Origin of the sequence: Polyangium sp. 6x1, from assembly GCF_029946515.1 — a bacterium.
Lineage (GTDB): Bacteria > Myxococcota_A > Polyangia > Polyangiales > Polyangiaceae > Polyangium.
In genome coordinates this window covers 115,235-140,502 of sequence record NZ_JARZHH010000020.1, presented here as the reverse complement: position 1 = coordinate 140,502, position 25,268 = coordinate 115,235, and the positions used below count along the sequence as shown (strand labels likewise).

The 25,268-nt window shown below is 70.3% G+C and carries 16 protein-coding genes; 10 read left to right on the top strand and 6 right to left on the bottom strand.

The genetic code is table 11. The annotated features are described in order from the left end of the window. The first annotated feature begins 2 nt into the window (after positions 1–2). Genes QHF85_RS20395 through QHF85_RS20370 form a run of 6 tightly spaced genes read left to right on the top strand, consistent with a single transcriptional unit; the run spans position 3 to position 7,996 of the window. Entirely contained in the window at positions 3–2,651 is a 2,649-nt protein-coding gene (locus QHF85_RS20395; protein WP_281328912.1) for a DUF2169 domain-containing protein, read from the top strand. After that, positions 2,648–3,700 carry a pentapeptide repeat-containing protein gene (locus QHF85_RS20390; protein WP_281328911.1) on the top strand — a complete coding sequence of 351 codons (1,053 nt, stop codon included), beginning with the start codon at positions 2,648–2,650 and terminating at the stop codon, positions 3,698–3,700. The genes QHF85_RS20395 and QHF85_RS20390 overlap by 4 nt, the downstream gene beginning before the upstream one ends. Before the next feature lie 52 nt (positions 3,701–3,752). After that, positions 3,753–4,406 carry a DUF3540 domain-containing protein gene (locus QHF85_RS20385; RefSeq protein ID WP_281328910.1) on the top strand — a complete coding sequence of 218 codons (654 nt, stop codon included), beginning with the start codon at positions 3,753–3,755 and terminating at the stop codon, positions 4,404–4,406. A 30-nt stretch (positions 4,407–4,436) separates the two neighbouring features. Further along, positions 4,437–4,829: a DUF4150 domain-containing protein gene (locus QHF85_RS20380; protein WP_136971234.1), complete on the top strand. Its 393-nt coding sequence runs from the start codon at positions 4,437–4,439 to the stop codon at positions 4,827–4,829. A gap of 30 nt (positions 4,830–4,859) precedes the next feature. Then, the gene (locus QHF85_RS20375) at positions 4,860–7,115 is read left to right on the top strand and encodes a DUF2169 domain-containing protein (RefSeq protein ID WP_281328909.1); all 2,256 of its coding nucleotides are present in this window, start codon (positions 4,860–4,862) and stop codon (positions 7,113–7,115) included. Next, a complete protein-coding gene (locus QHF85_RS20370; protein ID WP_281328908.1) occupies positions 7,112–7,996 on the top strand; it encodes a hypothetical protein in 885 nt (294 codons plus the stop codon). Before QHF85_RS20375 ends, QHF85_RS20370 begins: the two co-directional genes overlap by 4 nt. Before the next feature lie 7 nt (positions 7,997–8,003). On the opposite strand, the gene QHF85_RS20365 is transcribed toward QHF85_RS20370, so the two are convergent. Together QHF85_RS20365 and QHF85_RS20360 are read right to left on the bottom strand one after the other, a co-directional pair. Continuing rightward, entirely contained in the window at positions 8,004–8,909 is a 906-nt protein-coding gene (locus QHF85_RS20365) for a hypothetical protein (RefSeq protein ID WP_281328907.1), read from the bottom strand. Between the two features lie 275 nt (positions 8,910–9,184). Next, positions 9,185–10,246 (bottom strand): hypothetical protein, encoded by a 1,062-nt coding sequence (locus QHF85_RS20360; RefSeq protein ID WP_281328906.1) that lies wholly within the window; start codon positions 10,244–10,246, stop codon positions 9,185–9,187. Between the two features lie 114 nt (positions 10,247–10,360). On the opposite strand from QHF85_RS20360, the gene QHF85_RS20355 reads away from it, so the two are divergent. Beyond that, positions 10,361–11,416: a hypothetical protein gene (locus QHF85_RS20355; RefSeq protein ID WP_281328905.1), complete on the top strand. Its 1,056-nt coding sequence runs from the start codon at positions 10,361–10,363 to the stop codon at positions 11,414–11,416. Further along, positions 11,413–12,957: an FGGY family carbohydrate kinase gene (locus QHF85_RS20350; RefSeq protein WP_281328904.1), complete on the top strand. Its 1,545-nt coding sequence runs from the start codon at positions 11,413–11,415 to the stop codon at positions 12,955–12,957. The genes QHF85_RS20355 and QHF85_RS20350 overlap by 4 nt, the downstream gene beginning before the upstream one ends. 13 nt (positions 12,958–12,970) lie before the next feature. Here QHF85_RS20350 and QHF85_RS20345 read toward each other — a convergent pair whose 3' ends face one another. The 4 genes from QHF85_RS20345 to QHF85_RS20330 form a co-directional block, all read right to left on the bottom strand. Beyond that, on the bottom strand, positions 12,971–14,251 hold the full coding sequence (locus QHF85_RS20345; RefSeq protein WP_281328903.1) for an SUMF1/EgtB/PvdO family nonheme iron enzyme: 1,281 nt from the start codon (positions 14,249–14,251) through the stop codon (positions 12,971–12,973). Beyond that, positions 14,248–15,243 (bottom strand): L-histidine N(alpha)-methyltransferase, encoded by a 996-nt coding sequence (gene egtD, locus QHF85_RS20340; RefSeq protein WP_281328902.1) that lies wholly within the window; start codon positions 15,241–15,243, stop codon positions 14,248–14,250. The genes QHF85_RS20345 and egtD overlap by 4 nt, the downstream gene beginning before the upstream one ends. Before the next feature lie 65 nt (positions 15,244–15,308). Continuing rightward, complete coding sequence (locus QHF85_RS20335; protein WP_281328901.1) at positions 15,309–19,280, bottom strand: serine/threonine-protein kinase; 3,972 nt, start codon at positions 19,278–19,280, stop codon at positions 15,309–15,311. Continuing rightward, positions 19,253–21,691 carry a serine/threonine-protein kinase gene (locus tag QHF85_RS20330; protein ID WP_281328900.1) on the bottom strand — a complete coding sequence of 813 codons (2,439 nt, stop codon included), beginning with the start codon at positions 21,689–21,691 and terminating at the stop codon, positions 19,253–19,255. The genes QHF85_RS20335 and QHF85_RS20330 overlap by 28 nt, the downstream gene beginning before the upstream one ends. A gap of 324 nt (positions 21,692–22,015) precedes the next feature. On the opposite strand from QHF85_RS20330, the gene QHF85_RS20325 reads away from it, so the two are divergent. Together QHF85_RS20325 and QHF85_RS20320 are read left to right on the top strand one after the other, a co-directional pair. Continuing rightward, positions 22,016–23,443, top strand: coding sequence for a hypothetical protein (locus QHF85_RS20325; RefSeq protein ID WP_281328899.1), 1,428 nt, complete (start codon positions 22,016–22,018; stop codon positions 23,441–23,443). Between the two features lie 11 nt (positions 23,444–23,454). After that, positions 23,455–25,257, top strand: a complete 1,803-nt coding sequence (locus QHF85_RS20320; RefSeq protein WP_281328898.1) for a LodA/GoxA family CTQ-dependent oxidase — start codon at positions 23,455–23,457, stop codon at positions 25,255–25,257. Positions 25,258–25,268: the final 11 nt, after the last annotated feature.

The following is a 25,268-nucleotide window of genomic DNA, read 5'->3' as shown; positions in this document are numbered from 1 at the left end:
GCGTGAAGATCCTGAAGCCTCTCCGGCTCTCCTTCGTGCACCGCACCTTCGAGCACAAGCGGCGGTGTCTCTTCGTGCCCACGGTCATGGCGCTCTTCCCGTTCGATTCGCCGAAATCGATCGGGACCGAGGTCGACCTCTGGAAGATGGCGGGCAAGGAGCTCGGCCGGTTTGGCGTGCTCGACCATTGCATGTGGAAGCCCCGAGGCGAGCTGCTCGTCACGGGGCATTGCTATCCGCCCGGCAAGAAAGAGGCGCCTTACGCGCACGTGAAGGTCGGGCTCGGGCCGATCGACAAGACGCTCTACATCATCGGCGACCGCACCTGGGGCCTCATGGGGCCGAGTGATCCCGTCCCGTTCACGCGGATGCCCATCGACTGGGCGCACGCGTTCGGCGGAGAGAAATACCCGCAGAACCCGGTCGGCAAGGGCCTGTCGCCGATCAAGACCGAGTCCGGACAGACCGTCCACCCGCTGCCGAACGTCGAGGATCCGCGGCACGTCGTCAAATCGAAGGGCGATCGCCCCGAGCCGGCGGGCCTCGGGCCGCTCGATCTCACCTGGCCCCATCATTTCGCGAAGATGGGGACGTACGACAAGAAATGGCTGGAGGAGCAGTTCCCCGGCTTCGCGCTCGACATCGATTTCGGGGTCTTCAACGTCGCGCCGCCCGATCAGCGCCTCGAAGGGTTTTTCCGGGGCGACGAGGCGTTCCGGATCGAGAACATGCACCCGGACAAGGGCGTGATCGAGTCGCGGCTCCCCGGCGTCGTGGCGCGCTGCTTCTTGCAGCTCTCCCCGGAGAAAGGCGACGATCTCGTCGAGGTCCCGCTGCACCTCGAGACGGTGCAGCTCTTCCCGCACCTCGAGCGCGGCATCGTGATGTTCCGGGGCCTGCACGAGATCGAGGAGCCCGACGCGTCCGACGTGCGGGTCGCCATGGCGGCGCTCGAAGACCTCGGCGACGAGCCGAAATCGCGCGCCCATTACGAGCAGGTCTTCGCGCAGCGGATGGATCGCAAGAACGCGCACCTGCACATCCTGCGCGACCCCGATCTCATGCCACGCAGCCTCGCCACGGCCCCGAAGGCAGCGCCGGTCCTCGCGGACGAATACGACCAGGCCATCGAGCAGGAAATGCTCGTCCTGAAGAACGCGCGGCGCAAGACCCAGATCGAGCTCGATCGCGGCCGCGATCGCGCGATCGCGATGGGCGCGGACCCGGACACGCTGCCGCGACAAACCGTGCCGCCCGAGGAAGAGGTGCCGAGCCTCGACGATCTCCCGGCGTACGTCGATCGGATGAACACCGAGGCGGACAAGCAAAAGGCCGAGGCCGAAAAGAAGCAGGCGGAGGCCGAGCAGAAGATCCGCGCGATGTGCTCGGCGCAGGGCCTCGATTACGACGAGATCATCCGCAAGGCGCGGCGCGAGAAGACGGGCCCGCCGAAGTTTTCCGCGGAGAAGGAGATCGAGAGGCTCCGGGACATGGCGGAGCTGTCGAAGAACGCGGGGGTCGCGCTGCCGGGCGTGGCCGAGAAGCTCGCCGATCCCGAGCTCTTCGACAAACTGCGCAAGGCCGAGGAGCAGGTCCACGCGGCCTACCGGATCGCGGCGCACGAGGCCGAGGCGCCGGCGCCGATGGAGCCGGAGGAGAGCGAGCGGGCGCGGGCCGACATCCGGCGCGCGTATGCGACGGGCGAGAAGCTCGCGCGGCGTGATTTCTCGGGCGCGGATCTCTCGGGCATCGATCTCTCGGGCGCGGATCTCGAAGAGGTGTACTTCGAAGGCGCGAACCTGACGGGCGCGAATTTGACGGGCGCGAAGCTCGATCGCGCGGTGCTCGCGCGGGCGAACCTCACGAATGCGCGTCTCGCGCTCTCCTCGCTGCGCGAGGCGAACCTCGGGCGCGCGCGGCTCGAGGGCGCCGATTTCGAGGGCGCGGATTTCTCGGGCGCGACGCTGCACGAGACGGACGCGGCGGGCGCGAAGCTCCTCGGCGTCCTCTTCGACGGCGCGCTCTTGATCGAAATGCGGCTCGAAGGCGCGGATCTGTCGGGCGCGCGTGGCGAAAAGCTCTTTTTCGTCAAGTGCCATCTCCAGGGCGTCCGCTGGGCGGGCGCGAAGCTCGGGAAATCGAGCTTCATCGAATCGAACCTGGTCGACGCCGATTTCACGGGCGCCGATCTCACGTCGTGCACGTTCGTCGGCGTGACCGCGGACGGGGCGCGCTTCGACGGCGCGACGCTCGAAAACGTGCGCGTCGTGCACGGCTCGACGATGGAGCGGACGAGCTTCAAGGGTGCAAAGCTCCCCGGATCGAACCTGCGCGGGGCGCGGCTTCAATCGTCCGATTTCACGGAGGCCACGATCTCGAAGAGCGACCTCTCCGAGGCGGATCTGCGCGGGGCGAGCCTCGCGCGCGTGATCGCGGTGGATTCGCGGTTCGTCGGGACGGACCTCCGCAACGCGCGGTGCGTCTCGGCAAACCTCATGCTCGGCATCCTGCACAAGGCGCGCGTCGCGGGCGCGGATTTCACGGGCGCGAACCTCTTCGCGGCGGATCTGCTCCGCGCCGTCGGCGACGACGAGACCCGCTTCGATCAAGCGAACTTGAAGCGCGTCGTGCACCAGAGGTCGGCCCGATGAACCGCGAAGAGCTCGTCACGCTCGTGAAGAACGGGGAGGTCGTCAGCGAGATCGATCTCTCCGGGCTCGATCTCTCGGGCGCGGATCTCTCGGGCGGCATCTTCGAGAAGGTCGTCCTCAAGGGCACGAACCTCGCGGGCGCGCGGCTCAAGGAGAGCGTGCTTTGCGGCTGCGACCTCTCCGAGGCGAACCTCGAAGAGGCGAACCTGCACCACGCCTCCGTCCTCGAATCGAAGCTCTCCGGCGCGAATTTGAAAAAGGTTTACGCGCCGATCGCGCGGTTCGTCGAGTCGAACCTCGCGGGCGCGGATCTCTCGGGCTCGAACCTGCTCACGGTTTTCTTCGTCGAATGTGATCTCTCGGGCGCCTCGCTCGCCGAGGTCACCTTCGATCGCGGCGCGCTCGTCGACGCGAAGGTCGACGGGCTCGATCTGCGCGGGAGCCTCGTCAAGCAATCGGTCATCGCGAAGACGGACCTGCGCAAGACGCTGATCACGAAGACCCGCTTCGAGATCGCGGTGCTGCACGAATCGGTGCTCGCGGGCATGGATCTCGCGGGGATGGATCTCGGCTGCACGCAGTTCGTGGACGCGGACCTCTCGGGCGCGGATCTTTCGGGGGCGAACCTCGAACAATGCAATTTCAAGGGCGCCGATCTGCGGGGCGCGAAGCTCGAAAAGGCGCGGGCGCCGAAGGCCATGTTCGCCGCGGCGAAGCTCGAAGGGGCGATCCTCGCGGGCGCGATGCTGCGCGAGACGCTCTTCGTGGAGGCGCTCGCCGCGGGCGCGAATTTCGAGAAGGCGGACCTCGAGCTTTCGGTGTTCGCCCGCGCCTCGTGCGTGGGCGCGCGCTTCGGCGGGGCCACGCTCTCGTACGCGGATTTCTCGAATGCGGACATCTCGCGCGCCGATTTCGCGGGCGCGAACATGCTGCGGACGCGGCTGCATCGCGTGAAGGACGACGACGCGACGTTCGGGCTCGCCCGGAAGATCGCGCTCGGCGACGACGCGGAGCTCGCCGAGGCGGAAGGATTCTTGCCCGCCTCGTGATCGAGGCGGGTGTTCGAGGCGCAGGGCTTACGGAGAGGGCACGGAGGACGATATGAACGGCAATCTCGCGAGGAAGCTCGATGAGCTCGAGGCATACCAGGTGATGGGCACGGTGGTGCACGCCGAGCCCGGCCTCTTCATCGTCCGCACGGGCCGCGGCGACATGCGGGCGCGCCGCGCGACGAGCTGCCTCGTCGAGCCGCGCGTCGACGATTTCGTCCTCGTCGCCGGCGCGCCGAGCGGCGCAGCGTGGGTCCTCGCCGTGCTGGAGCGCGAAGAGGGCGCGGGCGCGTCGCTCGTGTGCGACGGCGACCTCGAGATCAAGGTGCCCGAGGGCCGCGTGCGCGTGGCCTCGAAGGAGGGCATCGACCTCGTCTCGCAAAAGGACGTCTCGGTCCTCGCCGACGGCGTGCGCGTGCACGCGGCGACGGGCAGCGTGGTGATGGACAGCCTCTCGTACCTCGGCGGGCTCGTGCGGAGCGAGATTGGCAAATTGCGCCACGAGGGCGGCATCGTCGAGCGCGTCGTCGAGCGCGTGAGCGAGCGCGTGAAGCGCTCGTTCCGCAAGGTGGAAGAGGTCGATCAGGTCAAGGCCGAGCGGATCGACTATTCTGCCAAGCAGGTCATGAGCCTTCGCGCGGAGAACGCCATCGTCACCGCCGAGGAGCTCGTGAAGATGGACGGCGAGCAAATTCATCTCGGCTGAGCGAAAACCGGGGCAGGGAGGAGGCGCGTCATGTTCGGGAATTCGCAATTGGGCGGTGTGAACCTCGGGTTTCCGGACGTGTGCCTCACGCCCATGCCGGTCCCGGTGCCGATTCCGTATCCGAATGTCTCCTTCGGCCCGCTCGGCTTTCCGCCCTCGTTCAACGTCCTCTGGATGTGCACGCCGGCGCATCATCTGCTGACGACGCCGCTCATTTCGATCGGTGACACGCCGGGCATCGCGATGGGCGTGGCGTCGGGCATGATCATGTCACCGACGCGGCCGATCACCGGGGCCTTCACCGTGCTCGTCAATGGGATTCCCGCGACGCGCATGACGAGCTTCAACATCCAGAACAACACGAACTGTCCGGGCCTCGCGATCGTGCCCGCGCAGGTCAAGGTGCTCCTGCTCGCGCCCTAGGGCCGCGAGCTTTTCATCACCCGGTTCGTCTTGGAGATCCGCTCGTTCTGTCCATTCCCCGCGGCGGCCTTCGTCTGGGAGGCCGCGCCGGGAGTGCATTCGCTCACGATCCTCGTCAAAGCCACATTTCTGCTCGTCCACGGGGCCGAGGCGACGGTCGCGCCGGCGCAGGACGAGCCCTCGGGGGACGTCACCTGGGACAACGAGCCGGGCGCGTCGCTCCGCTTCGCCACCGATTTCGCGCCGCTGAAGCCGCGCACGGACGTGCTCGTCGTCGGCCACGCCTTCGCCCCGAAAGGCGCGCCCGTCAAGGAGCTATCGTGCCGCGTTGAAATGGGCGATTTCGCAAAGGGGCTGAATCTCGTCGGAGATCGGCGATTCACGCCCGGGCCGGAGGGCCTGTCCGCGGGGCCGCCGGCCGTCTTCACGCGGATGCCGCTGCGCTACGAGCGCGCGGCGCGCGGAGAGGGGAACCCGGTCGGGATCGATCTCGCGGCGCCGCCTTCGCCCGGCGCGAGGGCCATGGCGAACGTCACGGTATCCACGGGACAAACCCCAGGGCTCGGCCCGCTCGCGCCGGGATGGCCGCAGCGAAGGCGGCTCGTGACCGACGAGGGACACAGGTGGGCGACGGCCACGCGCGGCGAGGAATCGGGCCCGGCGCCCGAGGGGTTTGATTTTGGGTTTTTCCAGGCCGCGCCGTCGGATCAGCAGATTCCGCTGCTGCGCCCCGGCGCGACGCTCGTGCTCGAACATCTGCATCCGACCCTGGAGCGGGTCGAGACACGTTTGCCCGCGGCGCGGCCGCAGGCCTTCCGGATCGATCCCAAGACGGGCCGGGTCAGCGAGATCGCGCTGCGCTGCGATACGCTCACGATCGACACGGATCGGAGCCGTTTGTCGCTCGTGTTTCGCGGCCTCACGGACGTGCCCGCGAAGGCGCCGATCGCCGTGGGGACGCTCGTCGTGGCGAGCCATCCGCAAGGCTTGCGGGTCCGACCTGCCGATATCGAGAAGGTCGTGAAGCAAGGCGGCTCGCTGGAGGACGTCGCGGGCGCGCCGGAGAAACATCCGCTCGAAATGAGGCACGATACGCGGCCGATCGGGCAGGTGCGCTCGGGCGGCACGACGAGCGGCTCGGCGTCCGCGAAGGCCCCGGCCTTGCCGTTCCGCCCCACGGCGCCGGGCGCGCCTGCGTCCGCCGCGCCGGAGGCGCCTGCTGCGCCGCCGCGCCCCGCGTTGCCGTTCGGCAGCGGCACGGTGCACGTGGGGGCGCCGGCGGTGGTCATTCGTCCCGCCACACCCTTCGAGCGGACATCCGTGCCGCCCCCGCCGCCGGCGCCTGTCCCTGCCAAACCCGAGGAGGAGCTCGACATCGAGCCGGATCCGCCGACGCCGGCGCGGCCCTCCGCGCCGCCGCCGTCCGCGCGGGTCCTGCCGTTCGGCAGCGTGACGCTCGGGCCCTCGTCCGGGGTGCCGAAGGTTTCTCCTGCCACACCTTTTCAAGCGACGGCGCCGCGCCAGCATCCCGAGGGGCCGCCGCGGGTCTTGCCGAATGCGGGATTGCCTTTCGTGCCGGCGGAGGCCGCGCCGCCGTCCTCGCCTGCGCCTGCGTCCGTGCCTGCGTCCGTGCCTGCGCCCGCGCTCGTGCCTGCGCCTGCGCCCGAGTCCGCGAGCGCGGTGCCCATTCCATTCTCGCCGAAGGACGCCGTCAAACCCGCGCTCGTCACGCTGCCGACGATTCCCCTCGAGCCCAAGCCGCCCGAGCCGGAGCAGGGGGAGCCCGCATTGCCCGGCTCCGCGTTGCTCCTGCCGCTCCCGCTCGAGAAATATGCCTCGATCGCGGCGGAAATCGCGGGGCCCACGGTCGACGTGGGCGTGACGCTGCGCAGGCACGGGCTCGACGAGGAGAAATGGGCTGGCATCGAGGCCGAGAGCACGGCCATCATCGCGGAAGACGCGGTGCGCGCCGAGGGAGCGCTGCTCGAAGCCTTCGATCGGATCTACGTCGCGCGCATGGAAGCGCTCGGCCGGAAGGTCGACGTGCAGGGGCACGCGCGGCTCTCGGTCGCGGCGGCGCACGGAAAACTGTCGCGTTGCCTGGAAGAGCTCGGCCTCGGGCGGGCCGATCTCCTGCCGCTGCGGCGCTCGATCGGGCGGAGGACAGCGAAGGATCCGGCATTCGCGACGGAGCTACGCGCCGCGACGGAGGCCGAGCGCGTGGCCTCGCCGCCGCCCGAGGTGGGGCTTTTCAAGCCTCCGCGGCGGCGGGCGCGGCCTTCGTGAGCGTCGACGAACCGCGTCTCGCGTCGCCGCTTTTCTGGGGCGAGGCCGGGCTCGTCGCGCGGATCGCGCCGGATCGCGTGCTCGTGCGCGAGCCCGGCGGGAAGCTTCACGAGCATGGCATTGCGCCGTCGTGGATCGCGGCGGCGCTGGATCCGACGGGGGATCTCGTGCTCGCGGATGCAGAGCGGGTGCTCCATGCCGATGGGCGAATGGCCGTGCTCGACGGGCGCGCGCATCTCGGCTCGCCGGACGTGATCGTGTTCGATCGCCGCGCGATGCGGCTCGCGGCGGCGCTCGACGACGTGATCGCGTTCGCGGCGTGGGAGACGCTCCGGGGGCAGAGGATCCGCGACGACCTGTGGCTCCCGGAGGAGCACCTTCATCATACGGTCGCGCTTGCCGACGCGGCGTACGCCGTCGCTTATCGCACGCGGCCGTATGGGTCGGAGTATGGCTCCGCGGGGTGGCATCAGCGCGGGTTCGAGATTCGACCGTTCGACGAGGCGAACGAGGCGCTCGCTCGAGGCGAGTGCTGGCCGACCGATTTCGACGATCGGGGGACCGTGTCGATTGCGATCGACGCCGCGGCTAGGTTTTACGTGGTCGTGCGGCCGGACGGCGAGGGCGAATGCCTCACGATCGCGACGGACGCGGCTCGCAGCTTCAGTGGCGGGCTCTGCCTCGGGCCCGGGAGCGTGGACGTGGCGCGTGACGGGACGTTCGCGTGGCTGACGGGCGAGGCCGTCATGGTGCGCTGGGGCGACGAGGAAGCCGTGGAGCTCGAAGGGACGAACCCGCAGGCGGTCGCGTTATCGCCGGATGGCGGCGAGGTGGCGTGGATCGACGCTGCGGGGGCGTTTTACGTGAGGCGGGTGCGGTAGGCGCGCATCATGGCGCGAACACGTAATACTCGCCCTCGTTGTCGTCCGTGAACGAGCCGAGGCTCGATTCCACCACGAAATAGTAGCTGACCTTCGTGACATCCGGGAGCGAGAACGTGTGGACCGTCGTGCCGTCGGCGGCAGGGTTTATGCCGTAACGATAGGCCGTGTTCCCCACGAAGCCCGTGGCGCTCACGATGGCGGGGTGCTTCGTCGCCGTGGTCCAATCGTCCCTCGAATACACGACGGTGACCGTTGCGTCCGGCGGGAGGCTCTCCAGCACGACCGCGCCCTGCATTGTGGTGCCAGAAGAGCGGGGTACGCCGTGGTGGAACACGCCGCCTGCGGGCATCGTGGGGCCCGCGGCGTACGAGATGGCGTGGCCGAGCCCGTCGTTGTCGTCCCAGTGCGTCTGTCCCACGACGTCGTCGTGGCGAATCGAGACGCGCGTGCTCCCGCCTTGATAACAGTACGCGGTGTACAATGCGCGCCCGTCGCCGCGGACGGTCGCGTATTTTGCAGCGCAACTGACGAGCCCGTTCAGGGTCTGGATCTCCACGGTCACGGTCCCCGCGTAGACCGGGTCCGAGACGGCGATCTCGTAGTAATGCCTGTACTTGGGAGGGAAGCCCATGTCCTGGATGGGAGGGAACGCGCTCACGAGCGGCCCGCCCATGGACGCGAACGCGAATGCGTCGAGGTCGAGCTCCGCGAGCATGGGATCGGCGTCGAGCTCGTCGGCGCCGGCGAACCCGGACGCGGATCCACGCGCGGCGACCAGGGGCGGATACTGAAACCAGGTGTTGACCTCCGCATACACGAGCTCAACCTCGCCGGAGGCGAGCGCGGGCTCCGCGCCGAGCACAATCATCGAAGCGGTCGCAAGCGCGAGGAACGATCCAATTTTCAACATGAGGACCTCCAAGCTGGGACGCGGGCGAAAGAACGCACGAGACCCGGGCAAGGGATCGACCTGCGGGCGTGTGCGAATCGAACCAGCTCGAAACGCGACATGCCCCATCACGGGGTATCTCGCCGCAGGACGGGATGAAACTTCGTAACATGGGCGCCAGCCGCGGCGCTAGTAAAATCCGATGGATATCGGAGGGATGTCGCGGGGCCGGATTGCTGAAATGGTGCGGGCCTCGAGGCCCAAGCCTGCAGCGTGCCGCCCCGTGGGGCCGGTCGTCAGGGTTTTGACGACGTGGCTTTCGTTTCGATTCGGCTGCGGACGATTCGCGGGGGCGTGGCCTCGACGTCGAGCCGCGAGAGGACGAGGTTTCGCAAGGAGGGGCGGCCCGCGCGCGCGAGGAGGAGCTTTCCGAGGAAGTCGCGCAAGGCGGGCTTCGCGCCGAGATCGAGGGCCTCGACGGATTTCCACGCGGCCACCGCGCCCTTCACGCACGGCTCTTTCGCGCCCGCGGCGTCCGGCTCGCAGACGAGCACGACGCAGTTCATGGTGAGCTCGAGGCACGTCCTGTGGATCGCGGCGTCGTCGGTCTTTTCGCCGGTCGACGAGACGAGCGAAATCGTGCTCTTCGTATTGACCTTGCCGCGCGACGCATAGAGCAGCCCGACAGGGTTCTGCGCGGTGTGGCTCGCGAGCCAGGCAAACGGCTCCGACTCGTTCGCGATCGTTTTCGGGGCCCCGGGGGCGAGGCCGAGCAGCATTGGGCTCGATGCGACGCTCCGCATCCGGAGCAAATCGGCGGGGTTGTTCTGCGCGCTCGTCACGCTCGCCGGGCGAGGAATGCGGACGCCGTCCACGACGGGCGCGTCGCCCTCGTCCTCGTCGTCCCCATCGCTCGGGCCCACGTTCGACAGGATTTCCATCGAGACGTCGACGCCGAGCTCCGCGAGGTCGCCCGCGTGGCTTTCGGCCTTGGCGCCCGCGCTCATCGCCTCCTCGACGAGGCCGCCGCCGCCCTCGGGCGTCGGGCCGTGCATGCCGGGCAGCGGCCCTTTCGCGCCCGCCCGCATGCCGTCGTCGGCGAGCGGGCCGAGCTTTCCGCCGCCGCGCAGGCCATCGTCGGCGAGCGAGCCGAGCTTTCCGCCGCCGCGCAGGCCGTCGTCGGCGAGGGATCCCGCGCGGCCGAGGCCTCGCGCGGCGTCGTCGCCGAGCATCGCGCCTTTGGCGCCGATCCTCGCGCAATCGTCGCCGGCGCGGGCCATGAACATCCCGATCGCGGCGATCACGGCCGCGATCGGCCCCATCTTCTTGCCGCTGCTGCCCTCGTCCTCTCCGCTCACGAAGACCTCCGCGCCATGTGTTCGGCCGCGATGATACCGAGGGGCATGCCCGTGGCAATCCCCTCGGGCAACTCCTTGCAAACGCGACGGTTCTGGGTACCCTCCGCCGCCACCATGGCCGTCATCACCGTCCTCGGCGCCGGCATGATGGGCAGCGCGTTTTGCGTGCCGCTCGTCGATCGCGGGCACGACGTGCGCCTCGTCGGCACCCACCTCGACGTCGCGATCATCGAGAGCTTGCGTGAGCGCGGGTTCCACCCGACGCTCAAGCTCGATCTTTCCCCTTCCATCCGGCCGTTTTTCGCGTCCGAGCTCGAAGAGGCCACGCGCGGCGCGGACATCCTCGCGTTTGGCGTGAGCTCGGCGGGCATTCGATGGGCCACGGAGACGATCGCGCGCCACGCGCGGCCGGGCGTGCCGCTCGTGATGATCACGAAGGGGCTCGAGCTCGACGGCGAGAGTGGCCGGCTCCACGTGTTGCCGGACGTCGTGCGCCGAGGTTTGCCCGAGGAGGTGCGGGCGAGCGTGTTCCCGGCGGCCGTCGCGGGGCCGTGCATCGCGGGGGAGCTCGCGCGGCGCGTGCCGACGTCGGTCGTGGTGACGGGCAGGGACGGCGCGGCGCTCGATACACTGGCGAATGCGCTGCGCGGACCGTATTACCACGTTTTCCCGTGCGCCGATGTGATCGGCGCCGAGGTGTGCGCGGCGCTCAAGAATGCGTACGCGATGGGCGTCGCGCTCGGCGCGGGCCTGCACGAGAAAAACGGCGGCGCGGCCGGGAGCGTGGCGATGCACAACTGGGAGAGCGCCGTGTTCGCGCAGGCCATTCGCGAGATGATGCGGGTCATCACGATGCTCGGCGGCGATCCGATGACGGCCACGGGTTTGCCCGGCGTGGGCGATCTCGACGTCACCATGAACGGCGGTCGCACGGGGCGCTTCGGGCGGCTGCTCGGGCTCGGGCTCGGCGCGCGCGAGGCCGTGGCCCGGATGGATGGCGCGACGCTCGAATGCCTGGAGATCCTCGACGTGATGCGCCGGGCCTTGCCCGCGTACGAGGCCCGGGGCGAGCTCGGCCCGCGGGAATTGCCGCTCCTCCGGACGTTGATCGCCGTCGCGCTGGAAGACGCGCCGGTGGAGATGCCCTTCGATTCGTTTTTCGGGGCATGACGATGCAAGCGGGGGACGACGCGCTTTTCCTGGGGATCGATTGCAGCACGACGGCGTGCAAGGCCATCGCGTGGGACCGGCAGGGCCGCGCCGTCGCGGAGGGCCGCGCGCCGATTCCGCTGTCGAATCCGGCGCCGGACGCGTGGGAGCAAGACGCGCGGACCTGGTGGGAGGCGCTCGGCACGGCGACACGCGAGGCGGCCCGCGCGCTCGGGGATGAGGGCGCGCGGCGCATCCGGGCGATCACGATCACGCACCAGCGGGAGACGTTCGTCCTGACAGACGAGCGCGGCGAGCCTTTGCATCCCGCGCTCGTGTGGATGGACGCGCGCTGCCGGGCGGAGGTCGCGGCGCTCGCGGAGAAGGTGGGGGAGGCGCGCCTGCACGAGATTTCGGGGAAGTTTCCGTGCACCACGCCCTCGCTTTACAAGCTCCTCCACCTGCGCAATCGGATCGCGCCGCACCTCGCCGCGCGTCCGGTGCGGATGCTCGATGTGCACGCCTTTCTCGCCCACAAGCTCACGGGCCGCCTGGTCACGTCCGTGGCGAGCGCGGATCCGACGGGCCTCGTGGACATGGCGGCGCGAAGTTTTTCCGCGGAGATCCTCGAATGGGCAGGTTTGTCCGCGTCGGAGGTGCCCGCGCTGGCCGAGCCGGGCGAGCGGATCGGCGAAGTGGAGCGCGAGGCGGCCGCGGCGCTGGGGATCGAGGCGGGGATCCCTGTGTTCGCGGGCGCCGGAGATGGGCAGGCCGCAGCGCTCGGGGCCGGCGTCGTGGGGCCGGGCGTGATGTATTTGAACCTCGGCACGGCCATCGTGTCGGGGGTCATTTCGCGGGACTACCGCACGGATCGGGCCTTCCGGACGATGATGGCGGCGACGCCGGGCGCGTTCTTGTACGAGACCGATCTGAAAGGCGGGACGTTCACGCTCACGTGGCTCGCGCGCTTGTTCGGCGCGGACGCGGAGGCGTCGTCGGCGACGCTCGCCGCGCTCGAACGGGAAGCGGAGGGCATTGCGCCGGGCGCGGAGGGGCTCGTGCTCGTGCCGTATTTCCACGGGGTGATGAATCCGTACTGGGACGACGCGGCGACGGGCGTCCTGCTCGGGCTCTCCGGCGGGCACGGACAAGCGCATCTGTATCGAGCGATCCTCGAAGGAATCGCGCTCGAACAACGATTGCACACGGACGGCGTGGAGCGGGCGTCGGGGCCGATCGCGGAGCTCCGGGTGATGGGCGGCGGATCGCGGAGCGCGCTCTGGTGCCAGATCCTGGCGGATGTCCTCGACAAACCCATCGTGCGGGCGGGGACGAGCGAGGCGACGTCGCTCGGGGCGGGGATCCTGGCGGCAGCCGGCGTGGGAGCCTTCGCGGGGATCGAGGAGGCGGCCGCGGCGATGACGTCGCGGGGCGAGGTGTTCGTCCCCGGGGAGCGGAGAGGGTTTTACGAGCGGCTCTACCGCGAGGTGTACGTGGGGCTGTATCCGGCGCTTTCGGGGGCGATGGGGAAGCTCGCGCAGCTCCGGGAGAGCGCGCGGTAGGCGAGGGGGCGGCTCAATCGTCCCACGCGACGCGGAAGCTCGTGAAGGCGTAGGGATACGTTCGCCGGTACCAGTTGCGGAAGCTCGGACGGACGAGCTTCGGGTCGGTGGCCCACGAGGCGCCGAAGACGACGTCGTGCTCGCCGTCGAAAAAGTCCGCCGAATAGCCGGGGTAGGTCCGGGCGCACGGGGCGAACCCGGGCAGGGGTGAGAAAGGCGTGCTCGTCCATTCCCAGCCGTTGCCGATGAGCTCCTCCACGCCCCACGCGCTCGCCCCGCTTGGGTGCATGCCCGTGGGCAACGGGAAGAATCGCGCGAAACCGAAATTGGCGTGCTCCGGCGCAGGCGCCGTGTCGTCCCAGGGGAAAGGCCAGCGGGAGCCGTCCGGGGCCATGTGGGCGGCGAGGCGGAGCTCCGCCTCCGTGGGCAATCGTCCGCCATGGTGGGCACAATAATGCCGCGCCTGCTCGCCCGTGACCTGGACGGGCCAGCCCTCCGCGACCTCGAAAGGCACGGGGCCGAACACCGTCTTGACGAGCAGCCGAGCGCCACTAGGAATCCAGGAGCGGGGCCGGAGCGACGGGGGATCGCCCTTCGCTCGAAGGAACGCGCGCCAGTCGATGTTGCGGACGGGGAGCGAGCCGAGGGAGAAGGAATCGACGGGAAGGGTCGTCCTGCCAAACTCGTTGTCCCAGCCGAACGGGATCTCGTCCCAGGCGGCCCCGATCACGGCGTCACCCCCGGAAATGCGGACGCGCTCGGCGGCGTGGCCAGCGCCGGATGCGGGCGGGCCGATGCTCGCGGGCCGCGGGACGAGGCCCGGGCGGCACTCCGCGAACATGTAGAGCAGCGTCTCCTGGTGCATGAGCTCGTGCTCGAGGACGAGGTGCAGGATGCGCGCGTTCTCGCAGAGCGGATCGTCTGCGCGGCCGAGGACCTCGCCGATCCGCGCGCGGACGGCGCGGCGCGCCTCGTCGCGATAGGCGAGCACGGCGGCGATGGAGGGCCAATTCGAATGGGTCGCCCGGCGGGCGCTCGGCGCGTCCTTGGGATCGATGCCCCGTTCGAAGAGGACGTCGAACGTCTCGTCGAGGTGCCCCGCCCCGAGCACGCCCCGGCCTATCTGGTTCCAGGCGAACGCGGGGAGGTGGCCGAGGTAGAAGAGGAAAGGGTGGCGCAGGGCGATCGGCCGTTCGAGCATCGCCTCCCGAGGGAGCAGGCTGAACAGGAAGTCCGTGCGCTGGTAGGTCGTGTCGAGTTTTTCTTTCCAGAACGATTCGAGCGGCAGGGTCACGGACGGCGCCTCCGGAGCAATGCGAGGGCGAAGAGGTCGTCCGGGTCGGTGTACCAGCGGTCGATCGTGAGGTTGGCCGCGGCGGCGGAGGCCTCGAGCGAGGCGCGCGTGAACTTGCAAGAGAGCTCGGTGCGAATCTCGGCGCCCGCGTCGAGGGCGAGCTCGAGGTCGATCGCGCCGAGGCGGACGTCTTGCTTGCGCTTCGCGACGAGGCGCATCTCGATCCAGGCGTTTTCCGGGTCGTAGAAGGCACGGTGCCGGAAGGCCGACGGATCGAAATCACCGGCGAAGCGCCGGTTGAGGACCGAGAGGATGTTCAGGTTGAAGGCCGCCGTGACGCCCTCGGGATCGTCGTACGCGGCTTCGAGCCGGGCCGGATCCTTGACGAGATCGACGCCGAGGAGCAGCGCATCCGAGTCATCCATGCGCTGCGAGAGCTCGCCGAAGAACGAGCGGCGCTCGTCCGGGTGGAGGTTGCCCACGGTGCCGGCGAAGAACACGACGAGGCGGCCGCCCGCGGGGCCGAGGCGACCGAGGTCGGTCATGAAATTGCCGACGACGCCACGAAATGCGAATTCGGGGTAGTCGACGGAGAGGCGATCGATCGACTGGAGCAAGAAGAGTTCGTTGATGTCGAGCATGGTGCAGGTGACGCCACGGCCGTCCGCCCGCAGGGAATCGAGGAGGATCCTGATTTTCCGGCCCGCGCCGCTGCCGAGCTCGACGAGCTGGCGCGGGTGTGCGTGCGCGACGATGTCCGCGGCGCGGCTCTCCAGGATCGATATCTCCGTGCGGGTCTGGTAATACACGGAGAGCCCGGTGATGCGCTCGAAGAGCTCGCTCCCGGTGTCGTCGTAGAGGTAACGAGCCGGGATCTCCGGGAGCTCCTGGAGGAGGCTCGCGCGGAGCGCCGCGCCCTCGTCGATCGGGCGCGTGGAGGAGCGAGGCGCGAGGTCTTCGGGCGCGTCCTTCCTGAGCGGAGATCCGTCCATTCGCGAAAACCCTCCAGCGCCCGCGGGCGGGGATGCCGGAGCGACGGGCGCGATGCGCCGTGTGCTCAGGACACCAACGTCGAAGCGGGCGCAGCGGGGGGATGCGAAAGCCATTCCTCGGCACGCGCGAGGAGGGCCGCGTGGGTCGGAATTCGTTCGAGGAAGGTTTGGCGAAGGAGCGGATCCGGGATTCGCGCCGCCCGCGCGAAAAGATCGGAGCGCACTGCAAGGACGGCCGCGCGCGCCTCCTCCGCCCGGCCGAGGGCGCGGAGGGCATCCACGCGCGACAGGACGAGCTGGTCGTGACCAAAATGGTACATGCCGCGCCGAGCGCTCTCGGCGAGCGCAGGCTCGGCGAGCGCGAGGGCCTCGGCGGGGCGGCCCTCGGCGAGCGCGAGGCCGGCGAGGAGGGCCGTGAGGGTCGCGCGCGCGAAGGGTAATGTTTGCACGAGCGGTCCGAGGGCGAGCGCGTGGGTTCGAGCCGTCGCGAGGGAGCCCGCGGCGAGCGCTGCCTCCGCGAGGACGAGCGCGGCATTGATGGCGACGGTCCGTTCGCCGCGCGCCTCGGCCTCCTTTTGGACGGCCGTGCAGGGCTCGATCGCGTCGGCCGGGCGGCCCCGGAGCACGAGGACGCGGCCGAGGTAGGTGCGCGACGCGAGCGCCATCATGCTGCCGGGTTCGGCGCCCTGCATGGCGCGCGCGAGGGCGGCCTCGGCCTGCTCGAAGGCGCCGAGGTAGGTCCAGTCGAGGCCGACGTGCATCTGCACGTAAGGGCCATAGCGCCGATCGCTCGCGGCCTCGAAATGGGCGAGCGCCTCGCGATCGAGGGCGAGCGCGGCCGCGAAATCGCGGGGGACGTAGCGGTGCCAGAAGGCGCGGGTCATTTTCACCCAGCCGGCCGAGGAGGGCTCGCGGTCGAGGAACGGCGCCGTGACCTCTTCGAGGCGCGCGAGGTGCGCCTCGGCGAGCTCGCGCTCGGCGCCGAGCAGGTACGGCATGATCGCCACGCTGTAGGCCCAGGCGAACGCGGGGATCGCGAGAGGATCGGGGGTCACGCGGGCGAGGTCGCGGGCGAAGGCGGCGCGGACCTCGGGTTTGTCGGCAATGACGGGGCTCGTGATGGCGCTGCCGAGCGCGCGGCAATGGCTCGTCGTGCCCGGCGTGGCCAGGGCGAGCGTGGCCTTGGCCGAGGCGAACGCCCGAACCCAATCGCCATTCCACGCCCAGGCGTCGGTCTGGATCGCCCGGAGCGCGGCCGCCCGGTCGCCTGCGGCGCCGAGGGCGAGGCCACGCTCGGCGAGGGCGAGCGCCGCCTCGTCGTCGCCCGCCCCGAGCGCATGCTCCGCGGCGCGCTCGTAATGCGGGATCGCCCGGGCCGCGTCGCCGCCGCGATCGAAATGCGCAGCGAGGATCCTGGCGTCCCATTCGCCGTGGGCCTCGAGCCATTCGCCGGCGAGCCTGTGGCCGAGGGCGCGATCCCGATCGGTGAGCATCGCATACGCGCCCTCGCGCAGGAGCACGTGCCGGAAGGCGAGCTGCTCCTCGCCGGCGAGGCGGCTGTCGCGCCGCGTGACGAGGATCTCGCGCTCGACGAGCGAGGCGAGCACGGCCGAGAGCTCGTCCTCGTCCGGCGCGTCGTCGCCGAGCAGGGCCGGAATGCCGCCGCGAAAGAAGGATTCGCCGAAGACGCTCGCTGCGCGGAGGACGCGGCGCGCCGGCGGATCGAGGGCGCCGAGGCGAGCCTCGATCATGCCGAGCACGGTCTCCGGCAGCACGCCCCCGCGCCCCTCGGCGATGGCCCGCACGAGCTCTTCCAGATAAAAGGGATTGCCCGCGGCGCGCTCGACGAGGGCGTCGACGAGCTCCGCCGGCGCCGCGTCGCCGAGGGCGTGGCGGGTGATGCGCGCGCTCGCCTTGCGCGGCAGCTCCGCGAGTCGCACCTCGTGCAATCGATCCCCGAAGAGGCGCGGGAACAGCGTGAGCGCTTCGGGGCGCGCGGCCGCGAGGACGATGAAGGGGCGATCGCCGAGCTCACGCATGGCCGCGTCGAGCAGGCGCAAGGAGGCGGCGTCGCCCCATTGCACGTCCTCGAGCGCGAGGAGGACGGGGTGGCGACGCGTCATCGCCGCGAAGAGATCCACGACGGCCTCGCGGACGTGATCCTTCATGAGCGCAGGGCTCTGGCGCGCGGCGCGCAGGCGCCCACTCGCTTCGTCGTGGCACGGGAGGCCGACGAGCTCGGCGACGAGCTCCGTGACCCGCTCGGCGCTCGTTTCGGGGAGGTAGGTCCGGACGAACGCGGCGAGCCGCGCGCGGCCCTCGAAGGGCGCGTCCGAGAGCGCGCCGAGCAGCGTGGAGCCGAGGAGCGCGTGCGGAGAGCCCTGGCCGAGGAGATCGCCGTGGCCGCGGGCCACGAGGACCTCGGGGCGGTCTTGCCGGATGCGCGTGACGAGCTCCGAGAGCAGGCGCGATTTGCCAGCGCCCGCCGCGCCGACGAGGAGCACGGCGGAGGGGCGCGCTTCCTCGATCGCCGCGTCGACGAGATCACGCACGACGCGGAGCTCGCGGTCGCGGCCGACGAAGGGGCTCGGTTTGCCGAGGAGCGTGCGCGCAGCCTCGCCGGAGGCGCGCTCCGCGACGAGGCGGTGGCCATCGGCCGCGCTCGTGACGTCGAAGCGCGCGTCGAGCAGGGCGCGTGTGACGTCGTCGATGCGGATGCCGAGGACCTCACCCGAGAGCCTTCTCTCGCCACCGTGGAGAGGCACGGTTTCACCGTCGAGCAGCCTCGCGACCCGATCGACGACCTCGCCGACGGGCAGGCGCGCGGAGGCCTCGGCGCGGCCCGTCGCGAGCGCGAGGGCCGCGTCGGGGAGGATCGCGCGAAGGCGCAAGGCCGCGCGGGCCGCGCGCGCGGCGCGATCCGTGGGTTCGCCCGCGCCGAGCAGCGTGACCACGAGCGCGCCGTTGCGCAGCTCGTCGACACGCGCGCCGAGCGGGGCGACCTCGTGCCGGACCGCCGCGACGACGTCGGCCTGCGAGCGGTGCGTGGAGCCCTTCGGATCGAGCGCGCCGCTCACGGTCTCGTGATGGAGGGCCAGGATCGAGACGAAGCGCGCCTCGACGTCGGTCAGGCCCATCGCCGCGGGTTCGTCCGCGATCGTCGGGACCTCGCCCGTCTCCTCGTTGCCGAGCGCGTCGATCGCGTCGAGCTCGGCTTCGAGGGCGGCGCCGTCCGCCGGGCGCGACGCGGGGTCCTTCGCGAGCAGGCGCGCCATGAGCGCGTCGAGCCGCGGGGGAAGATCGGGCCGCGCTTCGGCGAGGCGCGGGGCCTCTTCGAGCAGGAGCTTGGCGAAGAGGGCCATGAGGTTCTCCGCCTGGAAAGGCGGGCGGCCCGTGAGGCACTCGTAGAAGACGGCGCCGAGCGAGAAGACATCCGCGCCCGCGCCGTGCGGCCTGCCGTCGCCGCTCGCCTGCTCGGGAGCCATGTACCCCGGCGTGCCCAGGATGACGCCCGTTCGCGTGAGCTTGCGCGACGTGTTGCCGAGCTGCGCGAGGCCAAAATCGACGAGCTTGACGCCCTCGATCACGCCGCCCACGAGCATGAGGTTCGTGGGCTTGACGTCGCGATGCACGATGCCCCGCGCGTGCGCCGCGCCGAGGCCCGCGGCCACGCGGCGCACGAGGAGCAGGCTCTCCTCCGGCGTGAGTGGCCCACGCGCGAGCCGCGCGGAGAGATCCTCGCCCTCGAGCCACTCCATCACGAGGTAGGGAAAACCCGCCTCGGAGAGGCCGTGCGTCACGTAGCGGACGACGTGCGGATGCGAGAGTTCGGCGAGCGCGCGCGCCTCGACGTCGAAGCGGCGCGTCGCCTCGGACGCGGGTTGGTGGATGACCTTGAGCGCGACGGGCAGGCCGGTCGCGCGGTCGTGCGCGCGGTAGACCGCGCCCATCCCGCCGGAGCCTGCGCGGCGCTCGATCTCGAAGCGGCCGGCGATGACGTCGCCGCGGTTCACGAGCGCGTGCCGCCTTGCTTCCACGCGAGGGCCGGCGAGGCGTCTCCCGCGTGCGCGGTGGCGCGCACACCCGAGCCCGCGAGCCAGCGCTCGGCGAGCGCCTGACCTCGGCGGATGTCGGCCTCCATCGACGTCGCCAGGAACGCCTCGCGCAGCATCGACTGGCTGAACGCGTACTCCGTGTCGTTCGGCGCGCTGCTCGTCCGCTTCCGCGTGATGACTTCGCGCTTCGCGAGATCCCCGAGCGTCGATCGCACCTGCGTGACGTCCGCATCGCCGCCGAGCAGCGTGAGGACCGCGCCTTCCCAGAACGTGACGCCGACGAGGCTCGCCGCGCGCAGGAGCCGCCGCGCGGGGGACGCGAGCTCGGCGATCGCGGGCCCGTGCACGGCGAGCAGCGCCTCCGGTGTCACGTCCGGCGCGCCGCGCGCGAGCTCCTGCAGGAAGAGCGGATGCCCCTCGGATCGCTGCGCGAGCGCCGCGAGGTTCGTCTCGTCCACGTCGGGCCCGAGCGCGTGGCGCAAGAGCTCGCGCGAGGCCCGCTGCGAGAGCGTCCCCAGGCGGATCTCCTGCACGCTCCGGCGCGCGAAGAGCCCCGGCGCGCGGTCACGCACCTCGGGCCGCGCGAGCGCGAGCACGCCGAACGGGCGATCGGCGAGCTCCCCGAGCGCCTGATCCACGAGCGCGAGCGAAGGCCCGTCCGCCCACTGCACGTCGTCGAGCACGAGCAAGAACGGCCCCGCGTCCGCGCGCGCCCGGAGGACGTCGAGCGCCCGCTCCTCGAAGCCGTCGGCAGGGCCCGCGTCGGGCGAGGGCGAGAGGGTGCGGAGCATGCGCGCGATCACGCCGAAATCGGCGCCGGCGACGCCGGGTCGTCCAAAGCCGACCACGAGGTCCGGGCGGCTCGCCCGGAGCGCGCGGACGACCTCCTGCGCGAGGTGCGTCTTGCCGAGCCCCGCCGGCGCGACCACGAGCGCGGCCGACGCGCGCGGCTCGTCGAGCCCTTCTTCGAGCAGATCGAGGACCACCGCGAGCTCGCCCTTGCGGCCCATGAACTGGCACGGAGGCCCGAACAGGGGACACGGTTCGCCGAGATCGTCTCGCTCGCTGCGCAGACGCGCGTCGTCGGAGGCGCCTTCGACCTCGAACCGCGCGGGCAAGAGCGCCCGCGTCCGATCGTCGATCCGCACCCCGAACGAGGGCGCGCGGCATGCGCGCTTCAGCAGATCGAGCGCGCGCTCGACGACGTCGGGCGCCGGCAGATCCCGCCCCGCATCGGAGCGACCCGTGACGAGCGCGACCCGAAACCCGAGCAGAATCTCGGCCATCTCCAGGGCACAACGCGCCGCGCGCACGGGGCCGTCGGCGGTCCCATCGAGCGAGAGCAAGAGCGTGCCCGAGGCGAGCTCCGTCGGCGAGGCGCCGTGCCGCCGCGCGATCACACGCACCTCGTCCCAGGACGAACGGGGCAGCTGCGTGCGCAGCGTGGGGCTCGAAGGCCGGATCGCCGTCTCCACGGCGGGCGCGGCGACGATCGCGTAGACGAGGCGACGCTCGCGATCGCTGATCCCCTCGGGCAAGGCCGGCACGACGGAGATCCTCTCGCCTTCGACGGTGTCGATCCCCTCGAGGGCGCGCAGCACCTCGGCCCCGTCCATGGGCCGCGCCTCGGCCACGCGCGAGAGCATGCGCGCGACGAGCGTGTCGAGCGCGCGAGGCACGTCGGGCCGGATCGTACGCACGCGCGGCGCATCTTCGAGGAGGAGCCGCGCGAGGATGGCCATGACGCCCTCGCCCTCGAACGCGGGTTTGCCCGTCAAGCACTCGAAGAGCAGCGCCCCGAGGGAAAACACGTCCGCCCGCGCATTGACGCGTCCACGCGAGCCCTGGGCCTGTTCGGGGGCCATGTACCCGGGCGTGCCGAGGACGCTCCCGGTGCGGGTGAGGCGCGCGCCGCCGGAAGCAGCCTGGGCAAGGCCGAAATCGAGGACCTTCGCGGTCTCGGGGACACCCCCGACGAGGAAGACGTTGCTCGGCTTGACATCGCGATGAACGATCCCGCGCGCGTGCGCCGCGGCGAGGGCGGATGCGATGCGGATGCCGAGGCCGACGGCTTCCGCCTGCGTGAGGTGGCCTTCGACGAGGCGCGACGCGAGGCTCCGGCCCTCCAGCCATTCCATGACGAGCCAAGGCGCCCCCGAGGGCGCGGCCCCGTGAGCGACGTAACGGACGATATGGGGATGGCCGAGCTCGGCGAGGATCTTGGCCTCGTGATCGAAGCGGCGGATGGCCTCGGCGTCGTGCTGCGCGAGGACCTTGATGGCCACAGGCTGGCGCGTGACGTGATCGTGGCCGCGGAAGACCGAGCCCATGCCCCCCGTGCCGGCGATACGCTCGAGGACGAAACGACCGCCGACGACGTCTCCAGGCTGCACGGCGGGGAAGAATGCCGACGCAGGCGAAGATAGGCAAGCGGGACGGAGAGGGAGGCGGCGGAAGCGGACGCGGGAGCGGAAGCGGAGGCGGGAGCGCAGGCGGAGGCGGAGGCGCAGGCGGAGGCGGAGGCGCAGGCGCAGACGCAGGCGCAGGCGTGAGAGGGAACGGGTTGCAGGGGATCCCGCTCGGGGACGGCGACCCGTCGTGCTCGGTCTCTGCAAGACCAAGCCGCGACGTCTGCATTCACAGACAGGCGGTCCAGCGGGGCGCGATGAGCAACTCGACGGGTGGGTTGCCCCGCACCATGCGGGAATGGGGGAACCATGTCGAGAATCACTGTGCTCGCGAGAGCCGTGCAGGTGCTGGCCGTTTGCGCGGCGCTCCTACCCGGGACAGGCCTCGCGGCGGGCGTCACCCTACCCAATGGCAGCCCGGAGAAGGCCACCGAGTACTACAAGAAGCTGTCGAAGACGCTCGGTATCCGCACGCCCGACACCGTCCTGAGCACCAACCTGGACGAGGTGCTCGCGTGGCTCGGTTACAGGGGTCTGGCGACCGTCGACCTCGAGAACCTGAGCCCCGAGGCGCTGATGTGCCTCGGAGCGCCCACGTGCGGTGACGTGAAGCTTTCGAGTCCCACGGGGCTCTCGCAGCTCCTCCAGCAGGGCCCGCTGCGCCCCGGCGACATCCTCGTGTCGCGGTTCTTCGCACCGAAAATCACCAATGTCGCCGAGGCGCCGGAGAAGCGGAGCGTGGGCTTTCGCAAGCTGATCCGCCTCAAGGCGCGCGAGGGCTCGGAGGCCGACAAGCATTTCATCGAGAGCGCCACCCTCATCTTCAACTACGTGACGAAGCCGAACGAGGCGCCCTTCGCTCCGGGCGTGCGCTCCTTCAACACGCAGCTCGCCCTCGTCTCGTCCGGCTATCCGCGGCCGGACCCCTCGTGCAGGGGGGAGGATTGCAGGCCGCTGCTCGACTCCATCTACTGGATGGACTTCGGCGCCTCGGGGCAGGGCGCGAAGCTCTCCCTGCAGCTCGACGCAAGCTTCGATGCCCGGGGCCTGCAGCCGCTCCAGGCCGGCAAGCCCGCGGGAATCGTTTCCTATTACGTGCCCGACGGCTGCGATAGCTGCCATGGGGACCCTCCGCCCCGGCTCGGCAGGGGCGTGCTCAATGAGCTCGACACCGACCACTGGTTCGACCGGGTCGCGCCCACGGACGACTTCCCCCAGCTGGCGAAGAACGGCATTCCCGTGCTCACGGACGGCGGCAACGACCAGACCTCGGCCCAGTTCGCCCGCGCCTTCGACGTCATCCGCCAGCTCAACAAGGAGTACGCCGAGATGCAGGCGCGCGTGAACCCGAAGAGCTTCCACGCGGCCGCCACCACCACCTGGCTCCGGCTCCACGAGCAGACGCGCCAGCACCGTCCCCCCATCGAGCGAGCCATCGCCCCCGCGCTCCAGGGGCCGGGCCCCGGCCTGCAGTGGGTACGGAGCTCCAGCGAGGACGTGGAGCTGCTCGGGCTGCTCAACCGCTATTGCTTCCGCTGCCACGGATCCATCCGCTTCAGCGTCTTCAACAAGACCGAGGTCGCCCGCAGGCGGCTCGATATCAGGATGCGGCTCAGGCCCAAGCCGGCGCAGGCGGAAATCGAGGGCTACCAGATGCCGCCCGACCGGGAGATTCCCCCGGCGGACCTGGAGCGCCTGGTGACGCTCGTCAACAACCTTCCCCGTGTTCCCGAGTGAGGAGGCGAGAGATGTCCCAAACGCCGCGCGTGTTACGGATCCATCCTGCGGTGGGAATCGCCCGCGTAGGCAATTCCCCGAGCGAGTTCTTCATCGGCCCCGAGCAGCCCGGGGTGTCCCCCAATGCCGACCCGGCCACGGGGCGCTTTCTGCCCTTCAAGGACCCCCAGGCCCGCGTGAAGCGGCAGGCGGCGCGCTTCCGCATCTTCGAATACGAGGGGTGCCAGGGCCGCCTCCACCCGACGCGGGAAATCACCCTCGGCACGCGAGACGTCGTCGACATCCGCTGGACCGTGCACCTGGCCAACCGCAAAGCCGCCTTCTTCGAGTTCGACGGGCAGGACGGCGCGAGCGGCAAATGGTCCAAGCTGCGCAACGCCGACATCCAGGGCGCGGAGCGCGAGCGCAGGCTGGTCATCGATCCCGGCCTACGCACCATCTCCGGCAGAAACCAATCCCCCGTCCGGTTCGACAACCCGAACCGGAACATTCCCATCAAGTGCCTCGGGGAGCTGCGCACGGACGAAGCGGGCCGCCTTTTGGTGCTGGGCGGGTATGGCGAGTCGGGCACCATCGCGACGCCCGGCAGCTACAGGTCGCGCATCATGGACTACGTCAACAACGACACGTGGTTCGATGACATGGCCGACGGGCCGGTGACGGCCACCGTCTTGTTCACCAGCGGGCCCATGGAAAGCGCAGAGGTCGAGGTGGATCCCGCGTGGTGTCTGGTGGGCCCGCCGGACTTCGCGCCAGCGGCCGCCAATATCGTCCGGCTCTCCGATTTGATGTGGGACCTTGCCGTCCGCAAGCTCCCCCTCTCGCCGGACAACGGCATGTTTTTCCGGGGACGGCTGGCCGAGCTCAAGGCCCAGAAGGAGGACTGGAACGAGGCGACGAAGTCCTTCAAGAGCTACAAGCCCTCCTTCAAGCGGGACATCTACCCCCTCCTCGAGCGCGCGCTTTTGGTGCGCCAGGTCCATGACCCCGAGTCGACGAAGAGCTTTCACGTGTCCTTCCTCGGGTGGGAGCAGGAGCTCGCGACGGTGCGCTCCGCAGATGGTCAGGAGCTGCGCGAGGCCATCTTCGCGAAAATGAGGGATCCCTCGGGTACGAAGGTCGACCCCAAGCAGATGCCCAAGGCGCTGGGCGACGACCACCTCACGGACAACCCCACGAAGTTCATGAGCCTCACACACGTCCAGTACGCCCTGCTGCGGCAGTGGAAGGACGGGAGGTTCCGCGAGGACTGGGATGGCAAGCCGGAGGCGCCCCCGCTCGCCGGCGACTTCACGCCCGAGGGGCTCGATTTCGCGGCGCTCGACAACAGCGTCGGCGGGCCCTTCTTCCCCGGCATCGACGTGAGCTGGCTCATTCGCCACCCGAATGCGTACGCGGAGCCATTCCGCATCGCGCACGGCGCGCGCATCTTCCCGGACCTCATGCCCGTCGGCCCGGGCTTCTTCTCGCAGCAAATGGCGCTGCCCTGGCAGGCGGACTTCTACGACTGCCAGAAGGAGCTCTACAAGGCAGGCGACGAGGGCATGTACCACATGTGGTGGTGCACCCACCGCCCCGACGACGTGCGCGTGAAGCGGGGCGACAAGCAGATGCAGCCGTGGGCGCGCAAGTTGAACGCCCTCGCCAAGCAGGCGCCGCCCGGGCCCGAGGTGGTCAATCCGGACGGTGACCACCTCACCCCGGAGGACCTCGAGCATTACGCGCAGATGCAGAAGAACTGGTCGGCGCTCGGCTTCGTCATCAAGGAGGGCGAGGAATACTTCGAGGCCGAGGCAGGGGAGCCGGTCCAATGAGCTCCGCGCCC

Excerpts from the sequence above, each read along its gene's own strand:
- QHF85_RS20390 (WP_281328911.1), top strand. The coding sequence starts at position 2,648 with ATGAACCGCGAAGAGCTCGTCACGCTCGTGAAGAACGGGGAGGTCGTC.
- QHF85_RS20385 (WP_281328910.1), top strand. The coding sequence starts at position 3,753 with ATGAACGGCAATCTCGCGAGGAAGCTCGATGAGCTCGAGGCATACCAG.
- QHF85_RS20380 (WP_136971234.1), top strand. The coding sequence starts at position 4,437 with ATGTTCGGGAATTCGCAATTGGGCGGTGTGAACCTCGGGTTTCCGGAC.
- QHF85_RS20365 (WP_281328907.1), bottom strand. The coding sequence starts at position 8,909 with ATGTTGAAAATTGGATCGTTCCTCGCGCTTGCGACCGCTTCGATGATT.
- QHF85_RS20355 (WP_281328905.1), top strand. The coding sequence starts at position 10,361 with ATGGCCGTCATCACCGTCCTCGGCGCCGGCATGATGGGCAGCGCGTTT.
- QHF85_RS20350 (WP_281328904.1), top strand. The coding sequence starts at position 11,413 with ATGACGATGCAAGCGGGGGACGACGCGCTTTTCCTGGGGATCGATTGC.
- egtD (WP_281328902.1), bottom strand. The coding sequence starts at position 15,243 with ATGGACGGATCTCCGCTCAGGAAGGACGCGCCCGAAGACCTCGCGCCT.
- QHF85_RS20325 (WP_281328899.1), top strand. The coding sequence starts at position 22,016 with ATGTCGAGAATCACTGTGCTCGCGAGAGCCGTGCAGGTGCTGGCCGTT.
- QHF85_RS20320 (WP_281328898.1), top strand. The coding sequence starts at position 23,455 with ATGTCCCAAACGCCGCGCGTGTTACGGATCCATCCTGCGGTGGGAATC.